Genomic DNA, 6,716 nt, shown 5'->3' with positions numbered 1-6,716 from the left:
CAGCGCGGCGAGCTCCTCGTAGGAGGGCGCGGTCTGGTCGGAGGAGGTCACGGGTTCATCGTTGCAGCCCAGGGGTCCCTCTCGCAGGCGAACCGATCAACTCACCCAAAGACCTGAACAGTCACGACGCGCGTAGCGGAGACGGCCACAATCGGGCGGCGGGAAAGGAGGGAACCCGCCATGATCCGGGGCGACCTACCCCGGACTGACTACTTTCCTGCTCCAATAACCCCCTCTTGCTTCGATTTATTCCCTAACCCGAAGGCCGTTTTACTGGTGGCCGTTGTCTTTTCCGGACAATGCCTGGAAACCTGGCCCGGCGAGGAACTCCGTCTCACCGGAGCTGATCTTCGGAAGCCCTTCCTTCTTTGGGCTAAAAGGGCTGCTTCACGAAGTGCGGACAGCCCTCAAGGATTCCTCAAGGACGACCAAGTCGTCGGGAAGCATGGGCTGCGCGTGGTGGGGTCGAGGGGAAAGCGGTTCTCTGAGCAGGGCGACGGGAACGGACTCCAGACCGAGCCGAAGAGCCACGGCGATTCGATGATTACCGTCGAGCGCGCCGAACTCCTCGTTGAACCCGAGACGAAGCGGTGTCAGGATCCCGTGTTCTCCGATGTCGGCCGCCAATGTATCCAGGTGACGTGGTGTGTCGACAAGCGCGGAACCAACACTCTCACGGTCGACAGCTCGGTATCGCGCCACGAGCGCGGTTGAGACGAGGACTGCAGCGAACGGCATGGGTCCATCGTGCACGACCACGCGCCGGACTGGCCCGAGTCCCCGGTCTTGCTGGGCTCTGTCAGGTCTGCGGGCGCAGGGGCGGCGGCAGCGGGCAGTAGGGGCCGATCAGGCGGCACAGCAGGACCAATCCTGCAAGTCCGGCCATGATGACCGCCAGACCAAGGCTGACCTGCGCGGGGAGCTCCTGGATGAGTACGAAGACCCCCATGATGAGCACGAGGACCCCGAAGCCCTTGCGTAGGGCGGCCTCCGGCACCCGGGAGCTCGCGAGCGCGCCGACCAGCGACCCGGCGACCGCGGCGGCGGTGACCGCGGCCACCAGTGCCCAGTCCGGGCTCACGGTCGTCAGGTATCCGGTGAGTCCGGCGAAGGACTTCATCGCGATCACGAGCAGGGAGGTCCCCACCGCCGCGGGCATAGCCAGGCCGCCGAGCAGGGCCAGGGCGGGTACGACGAGGAACCCGCCGCCCGCTCCGACGAGTCCGGTGACCGTCCCGACCACCAGGCCGTCGACCACGATCCGCCGGAGGGACGGGGTGCCGTGTCTCCTTCCCGGTTCCTTCCCTTCGGGGGACGTGCCGCGTGCTCGGAGCATGGCCGCGGCGGTGGCGACCATCATGAGGGCGAAGGCGATCATGAGCAGGGTGCCGGGGAGGTGTCCGCCTGCCAGGCCTCCCATGAAGGCCCCCGCCATGCCCGCGGTTCCGAAGACCAGACCGGTGCGCCATCGGACGTTCCCCGAGCGTGTATGCGCGAGTGTGCTGATCAGCGAGGTGACGCCCACGACGAACAGGGAGGCGGCGATGGCTTCCTTGGGCTCCATGCCCGCGACGTAGGTCAGCAGCGGGACCATCAGGATGGAACCACCGCCTCCGAGCAGCCCGAGCGCGAGCCCCACCACCACGGCGAGACCAAGAACGAGGACGAGGTGAAACTCCATTGACGACTCTTCTTCCGTGGTCCGGCCGCGCAGGCGTGGCCTCCGGGTGGCGGGGCTCGACTTCGGTGCGGCGTGCTCAGCCGGTGGCGGCCTCTACTGGGGGAACCGCTGCCGAACCGTCCCGGCCCTGCTGCCACGCGGCCCAGGCGGCGTAGCCGCCGTCGAGTTCGACGACGTCGTATCCGGCGCGGCGCAGGGCACTGGCGGCAACGGAGTTGCGGGCGCCGGTCTGGCAGTAGGTCACGATGGCTCTGTCGGTCGGCAGGGTGTCGAGGTTCCACAGGACCCGTCCGGCGCTGAGCTGCCGGGAGCCGGGGATGTGCCCCGTCGCGTGCTCGGACTTGTTGCGCACGTCCAGGACGAGCGCGGCGTCGGAGTCGGCCAGTTCCGCCGGTGTGATGCGCGGTGGCACGGTCGTCGGCAGGCCCTCCATGGTGGTGGTGTAGCCGGCCACGCGGTCGATGCCCACGCGCACCAGGTGGTCGCGCACCCGTCGGGCCGTGTGTGCGCCGGGTGCGAGGAGCACCAGGGGGCGGGTTTCGGTCTCTGGGTCGTAGGCCCACGCTCCGAAGGCCGCGGCCTTGGCCGGACCTGGGATGTTCAGCGCCCCCGCCACGGTGCCCCGGTGCACGTCGGTGTGTGGACGGGTGTCGGCGAGGACGACCTCGTCTTCGGTCAGGGACTGCCCGATCTCCTCATTCGAGAGTTCGGGGAGCGGAGTCAGCGGCCCCAGGACCCGCGGCCCCTCCTTGTTCTGGCGCTTCATCCGCGCGAAGTAGGCGTGGGCGTCGGGTTGCCCGTCGAGGAGTTCCCCGACGAAGCCGTCCATGTCGTCGTCGTGGAGATACCGGGCCCACCAGGCGTTGAGCCGCTCGTATCCGACCGTGGTGGCTGGGAGCGCGCCGAGGCCCTTGCCGCAGGCGCTTCCAGCGCCGTGTCCGGGAAGGACCTGGACGTGGTCGGGCAGGGCCAGGAAGGTGTCCCGCAGGCTGGTGAACAGCTGGCGAGCGCCCTCGAAGCGGGTGTCGGTCCCTCCGGCGGCCTCGTCGAGCAGGTCGGGGCGGCCCAGGTCTCCGGCGAAGACGAAGTCGCCGGAGAGCATGTAGCCCGGGTCCTGGCTGAATGCCCCGTCGGTGACCAGGAACGACAGGTGTTCGGGGGTGTGTCCGGGGGTGTGGCGCGCCCGGAGGGTGATGTTGCCGATCGTGACGGTGTCGCCGTCCAGGAGCCGTTCGGCGTCGAAGCCGTACTGCCAGTCCTGGCCGCCCTCGCCGGAGACGTACACGGTGGCGCCGGTCGCGGCGGCGAGTTCGCGGGTGCCGGAGAGGTAGTCGGCGTGGATGTGGGTCTCGGTGACGGCCACGATCCGCATGCCGTGTTCGTGTGCCAGGTCGAGGTAGTCGTCGATGTCCCGGCGGGCGTCGACCACGACGGCCTCTCCCCTGGCCTGGCAGCCGATGAAGTAGCCCGCTTGGGCGAGGTCGTTGTCGTAGAGGCGTTCCAGCAGCATGTTTTCTCCTTGATCGATGTGTCCGGTGCGGAGTGCCACCGCAGGTCAGATACTCCGGGGAGTATCCAGAAGACAGAGTTGGGCCCTGTGCACACCACTCACCCGCGGGCGCCGATCCGGGCCAGGGAGTCCTCGATGTCGACGTCGTTGCGGGGCTGGTTGTAGGGCAGGCGGGACAGGGCCATACCCATGGCGCAGGTGTCGGTGACGGCGGCGAAGGCCAGCCCGGCGCCGACGAGCCCGGCGACCGCGACCGTCGGCGGCCACACCAGGGAGGCGAGCACAGAGACCAGGACGATCCCGCCGGCCACCAGCCGGACCTGGCGCTCCAAGGCCCAGCGCTTCCGGCCGTGTACGACGGGGGCGCCCTGGGCTTCCCAGGCGTTCATGCCCCCGCTCAGTACGACGGTGTCGCTCAGACCCGCCGAGGCCAGCTTGTCCTGGCACTGCCCGGCTCGGCTTCCGGACTGGCAGACCAGGACGAGTCGGCCTCCAGCCTCGGCGACGATGCGCTCCAGGTGGGCGTCCACTCGACCCAAGGGCAGGTTGATCGCCCCTGCGATGTGGGAGCTCTCGTACTCGGCGGGGGTGCGTACGTCGACGAGCAGGGTGTACGGATCGGTTTCGAGCAGGTCGCGCACGACGGGTACGTCGATGCCGTGGTTTCTCATGTGGCTCCTTCGGTGGTGGCGGATCTTGGTGGGGTACCCCGGGGAGTATGCATCGGACAGACGCGTGCCTTGGATTCGGCAAGGCCATGACGCCCGAAGCGACTGAGTCACATACTGGGGGGAGTATCCAGTAGACGCGGGTTCGCCTAGTCGAGAACAAGGGGCACCCGGTGCGAAGTCGAAGCGTGGGCGCCCACCTCGCGGTCGGCGCCCCGAATCCTCAGGCCAAGGTCAGGAACAGCTTCTCCAGCTCCTCCTCGGTGAGTTCGGGCTCCTCACCCTGCTCGCGCGCCGCGTTGCAGTGCCGCATGCCGCTCGCGACGATCTTGAACCCGGCCCGGTCCAGGGCGCGGGAGACCGCGGCCAACTGCTGGAGGACCGTGGTGCAGTCCTCGCCCTCCTCCATCATCGAGATGACACCGGAGAGTTGACCTTGGGCGCGCTTGAGTCGCGTGATGGCGTCGCCCACCATTTCAGGCTTCATACTGGTCTCCTTTCGGCCCGCAGCCCCCACCATACCCCCGGGTGTATCCGCTCGGGCTATCGTGTCGGTCACACCGCCCGGCGGCACGGGTCGCTCGCTCGGACCCGAGAGTCCGGGCGCCCCGGGCCTTTCTGGGGCCGGTGAGGCCACAGTCGCAGTTGCCCCCGAGGCGGATTCGGAGCCGCGGCCGCTCTCACCTAGGCAGGGCCTTCACCCGCTGGCGGCCGGAGCGCGTACCTTGGGGTTCTGTACGGGCGGAGCTTCGACGCTCCAGAACCTGCCGGGCCTGGAGGAGAGACATCAGCATCGCAACCGTCCCTGCCGCGCCCGCGGTGGAAGGGACACCCCGATGACCAATACTGAGGCGAACCCGGCCACCCACGTGTGCGCCGACGGCGGCCTGCCGGGGCCGTGGGCCGAGTGCGAGGGCGGGGCCACCGTCGAGATCATCACCGCCCGCTCCGTACCGCTGGGCGGGCCGCGCGCGATGAACGTGCGCCGCACACTGCCGCAGCGGCAGCGTTCGCTGATCGGCGCGTGGTGCTTCGTCGACCACTACGGGCCGGACGAAGTGGCTGCCACCGGCGGCATGGACGTGGCACCGCACCCGCACACGGGGCTGCAGACGCTCAGCTGGCTGTTCGAGGGCACCGTCGCACACATCGACTCCGGGGGACACAGCGCCGACGTCCGTCCCGGGGAGATGAACCTGATGACGGCGGGGGCCGGCATCTGCCACTCGGAGACCTCCACACCGGACACCGACCGGCTCCATGGCGTACAGCTCTGGATCGCCCTCCCGGAGGAGGCGCGCCACAGGCCGGGCCGCGACTTCGAGCACTTCGTCCCCGAACCGGTCGAGTTCGACGGGGGTGCCGCGCTGGTGTTCCTCGGTTCGCTGCTGGGGTCGGAGTCGCCGGTCAGCATGTACACGCCGCTGGTGGGCGCCGAGATCAGGCTCGCCCCCGGTGCGGCCCTCGAACTCGCGGTCGATCCCGGGTTCGAGCACGGCCTCCTGGTGGACACGGGCGAGGCCGTCACCCTCGAGGGCGTGCACGTGCCCGAGGACGCCGTGGGTTACACCGGGGTCGGGACCCGTTCCCTGCGTATCGCCAACGGCGGCGACGGACCGGCCCGGCTCGTGTTCCTGGGCGGTGCCCCCTTCGGTGAGGAGGTCGTCATGTGGTGGAACTTCCTGGGCCGCTCGACGGAGGAGATCCGGCAGTACCGGGAGGAGTGGCAGAACCACGGCGAGCGGTTCGGGCGCGTCGAGGGCTATGTGGGACACGGCGGCCCGGGTAGGAACCGGGACGGGATGGGGAGGATCCCCGCCCCGGAGCTGCCACAGGTGCGGATGCGGCCGCGGAAGAACCCGCCGCCCCACGCGCGCTTCCAGGACTGACAGCCGCGGGAGCGTCCGGACGGGCACTCCCCCGGGCCGGGCACCCCTGCGGCCGCCGCCGGCCGAACCGAACACCACCGCACAGAGAGGTCGTTGCCATGACCGAGCCGCAGACCGACAAGACCGGTGCCGTCGTCCACGTCGAACTTGACGAGACGCGCACCATCAGCGCCTACACCGTGAGTCTGGACGACGGCACGCTCGCCGGCCGCGCGGACTTCGTCGATCCCCCGGAGGCCGACGGCGAGCGCGTCTTCTTCCACACCGAGGTTGATTCGGAGTTCGGTGGGCGGGGCCTGGCCGGGCTCCTGCTGCGCGAGGCGCTGGCCGACAGCGTCCGCAAGAACCTCACCGTGGTGCCCGTGTGCCCGCTGTTCGCCAAGCACCTGGACAAGAACGGCGACAAGTACACGGCCGACGGCGGCAAGTTCCGCCGCCCGCGCCCGGCCGACCTGGAGCTGGTCAAGCAGACCACCAAGAAAGAGGCGTGAGCACGGGGCGCCCTTTGGTCGATAGGGGACGCCCCGGGGCTAAGCAGCAGGAAAGGTGGTCCCCGCCAGGACCGCACGGGTCACGCTCCCCAGCCTTGGCCACCTCGCGTAACACCGCGATCGGGCTGCGCTGGGCGGCCGGGTTCGACAACATCACCGAGGCCAACCGTCCCAAGCTCCGTGACGAGAACCGCCAGTTCAGACCCCTAAAGGCCTGACTTTGCCGTGCCCTGCGGCTCTGGGCAAGCTTGGCGTCGGAAATTTTCTTCCCTGGTTCCGCCATCAAGGGGCGAGAAACACTGAGCCTTTCCGAGTAAGCGGTCGTTACGTAGCGTGATTCTCTGTTCAGGCTGTCCTGTCGTGTTCCAGGTGCAGCAAGACCAGAGCTGCCTGGACGACCGCACCGATCCGCCAGGGATCGAGGCTGACTCTGCGCAGGGCCTTGTAGTTCTTCAGAAGTGCGTTCGCGCGCTCGCT

Annotated in this window: 8 protein-coding genes and 1 pseudogene; 4 read left to right on the top strand and 5 right to left on the bottom strand. The window is 69.0% G+C overall.

All coding sequences use genetic code 11. From position 1 onward, the window contains the following. Positions 1–180 precede the first annotated feature (180 nt). On the top strand, positions 181–714 hold the full coding sequence (locus ACYVDG_RS32335) for a hypothetical protein (protein WP_460763915.1): 534 nt from the start codon (positions 181–183) through the stop codon (positions 712–714). Between the two features lie 85 nt (positions 715–799). On the opposite strand, the gene ACYVDG_RS32330 is transcribed toward ACYVDG_RS32335, so the two are convergent. The 4 genes from ACYVDG_RS32330 to ACYVDG_RS32315 all read right to left on the bottom strand — a co-directional run bounded on the left by ACYVDG_RS32330 (position 800) and on the right by ACYVDG_RS32315 (position 4,334). Next, positions 800–1,681 carry a sulfite exporter TauE/SafE family protein gene (locus ACYVDG_RS32330; RefSeq protein WP_460763912.1) on the bottom strand — a complete coding sequence of 294 codons (882 nt, stop codon included), beginning with the start codon at positions 1,679–1,681 and terminating at the stop codon, positions 800–802. Positions 1,682–1,757: 76 nt separating this feature from the next. Further along, a complete protein-coding gene (locus ACYVDG_RS32325) occupies positions 1,758–3,191 on the bottom strand; it encodes an MBL fold metallo-hydrolase (protein ID WP_460763909.1) in 1,434 nt (477 codons plus the stop codon). Positions 3,192–3,289: 98 nt separating this feature from the next. Further along, the gene (locus tag ACYVDG_RS32320) at positions 3,290–3,862 is read right to left on the bottom strand and encodes a rhodanese-like domain-containing protein (RefSeq protein WP_460763905.1); all 573 of its coding nucleotides are present in this window, start codon (positions 3,860–3,862) and stop codon (positions 3,290–3,292) included. Between the two features lie 220 nt (positions 3,863–4,082). After that, a complete protein-coding gene (locus ACYVDG_RS32315; RefSeq protein ID WP_460763920.1) occupies positions 4,083–4,334 on the bottom strand; it encodes a metal-sensitive transcriptional regulator in 252 nt (83 codons plus the stop codon). Positions 4,335–4,695: 361 nt separating this feature from the next. Here ACYVDG_RS32315 and ACYVDG_RS32310 point away from each other — a divergent pair, with 361 nt between their 5' ends. From ACYVDG_RS32310 to ACYVDG_RS32300, 3 genes are all read left to right on the top strand, one after another. Further along, a complete protein-coding gene (locus ACYVDG_RS32310; RefSeq protein ID WP_460763902.1) occupies positions 4,696–5,748 on the top strand; it encodes a pirin family protein in 1,053 nt (350 codons plus the stop codon). Between the two features lie 98 nt (positions 5,749–5,846). After that, positions 5,847–6,239 (top strand): GNAT family N-acetyltransferase, encoded by a 393-nt coding sequence (locus ACYVDG_RS32305; RefSeq protein WP_460763899.1) that lies wholly within the window; start codon positions 5,847–5,849, stop codon positions 6,237–6,239. A gap of 95 nt (positions 6,240–6,334) precedes the next feature. Continuing rightward, a complete protein-coding gene (locus ACYVDG_RS32300; protein WP_460763896.1) occupies positions 6,335–6,457 on the top strand; it encodes a hypothetical protein in 123 nt (40 codons plus the stop codon). A gap of 127 nt (positions 6,458–6,584) precedes the next feature. Here ACYVDG_RS32300 and ACYVDG_RS32295 read toward each other — a convergent pair. After that, positions 6,585–6,716 (bottom strand): annotated as a pseudogene (locus ACYVDG_RS32295) (IS5/IS1182 family transposase); the annotation flags it as partial.

The sequence above is a fragment of the Nocardiopsis oceani genome, assembly GCF_054777395.1.
Note: the sequence above shows the minus strand (reverse complement) of the source record. Positions and strands in the feature narration are given on the sequence as shown.

Excerpts from the sequence above, each read along its gene's own strand:
- ACYVDG_RS32335 (WP_460763915.1), top strand. The coding sequence starts at position 181 with ATGATCCGGGGCGACCTACCCCGGACTGACTACTTTCCTGCTCCAATA.
- ACYVDG_RS32315 (WP_460763920.1), bottom strand. The coding sequence starts at position 4,334 with ATGGTGGGCGACGCCATCACGCGACTCAAGCGCGCCCAAGGTCAACTC.
- ACYVDG_RS32320 (WP_460763905.1), bottom strand. The coding sequence starts at position 3,862 with ATGAGAAACCACGGCATCGACGTACCCGTCGTGCGCGACCTGCTCGAA.
- ACYVDG_RS32310 (WP_460763902.1), top strand. The coding sequence starts at position 4,696 with ATGACCAATACTGAGGCGAACCCGGCCACCCACGTGTGCGCCGACGGC.
- ACYVDG_RS32305 (WP_460763899.1), top strand. The coding sequence starts at position 5,847 with ATGACCGAGCCGCAGACCGACAAGACCGGTGCCGTCGTCCACGTCGAA.
- ACYVDG_RS32330 (WP_460763912.1), bottom strand. The coding sequence starts at position 1,681 with ATGGAGTTTCACCTCGTCCTCGTTCTTGGTCTCGCCGTGGTGGTGGGG.
- ACYVDG_RS32325 (WP_460763909.1), bottom strand. The coding sequence starts at position 3,191 with ATGCTGCTGGAACGCCTCTACGACAACGACCTCGCCCAAGCGGGCTAC.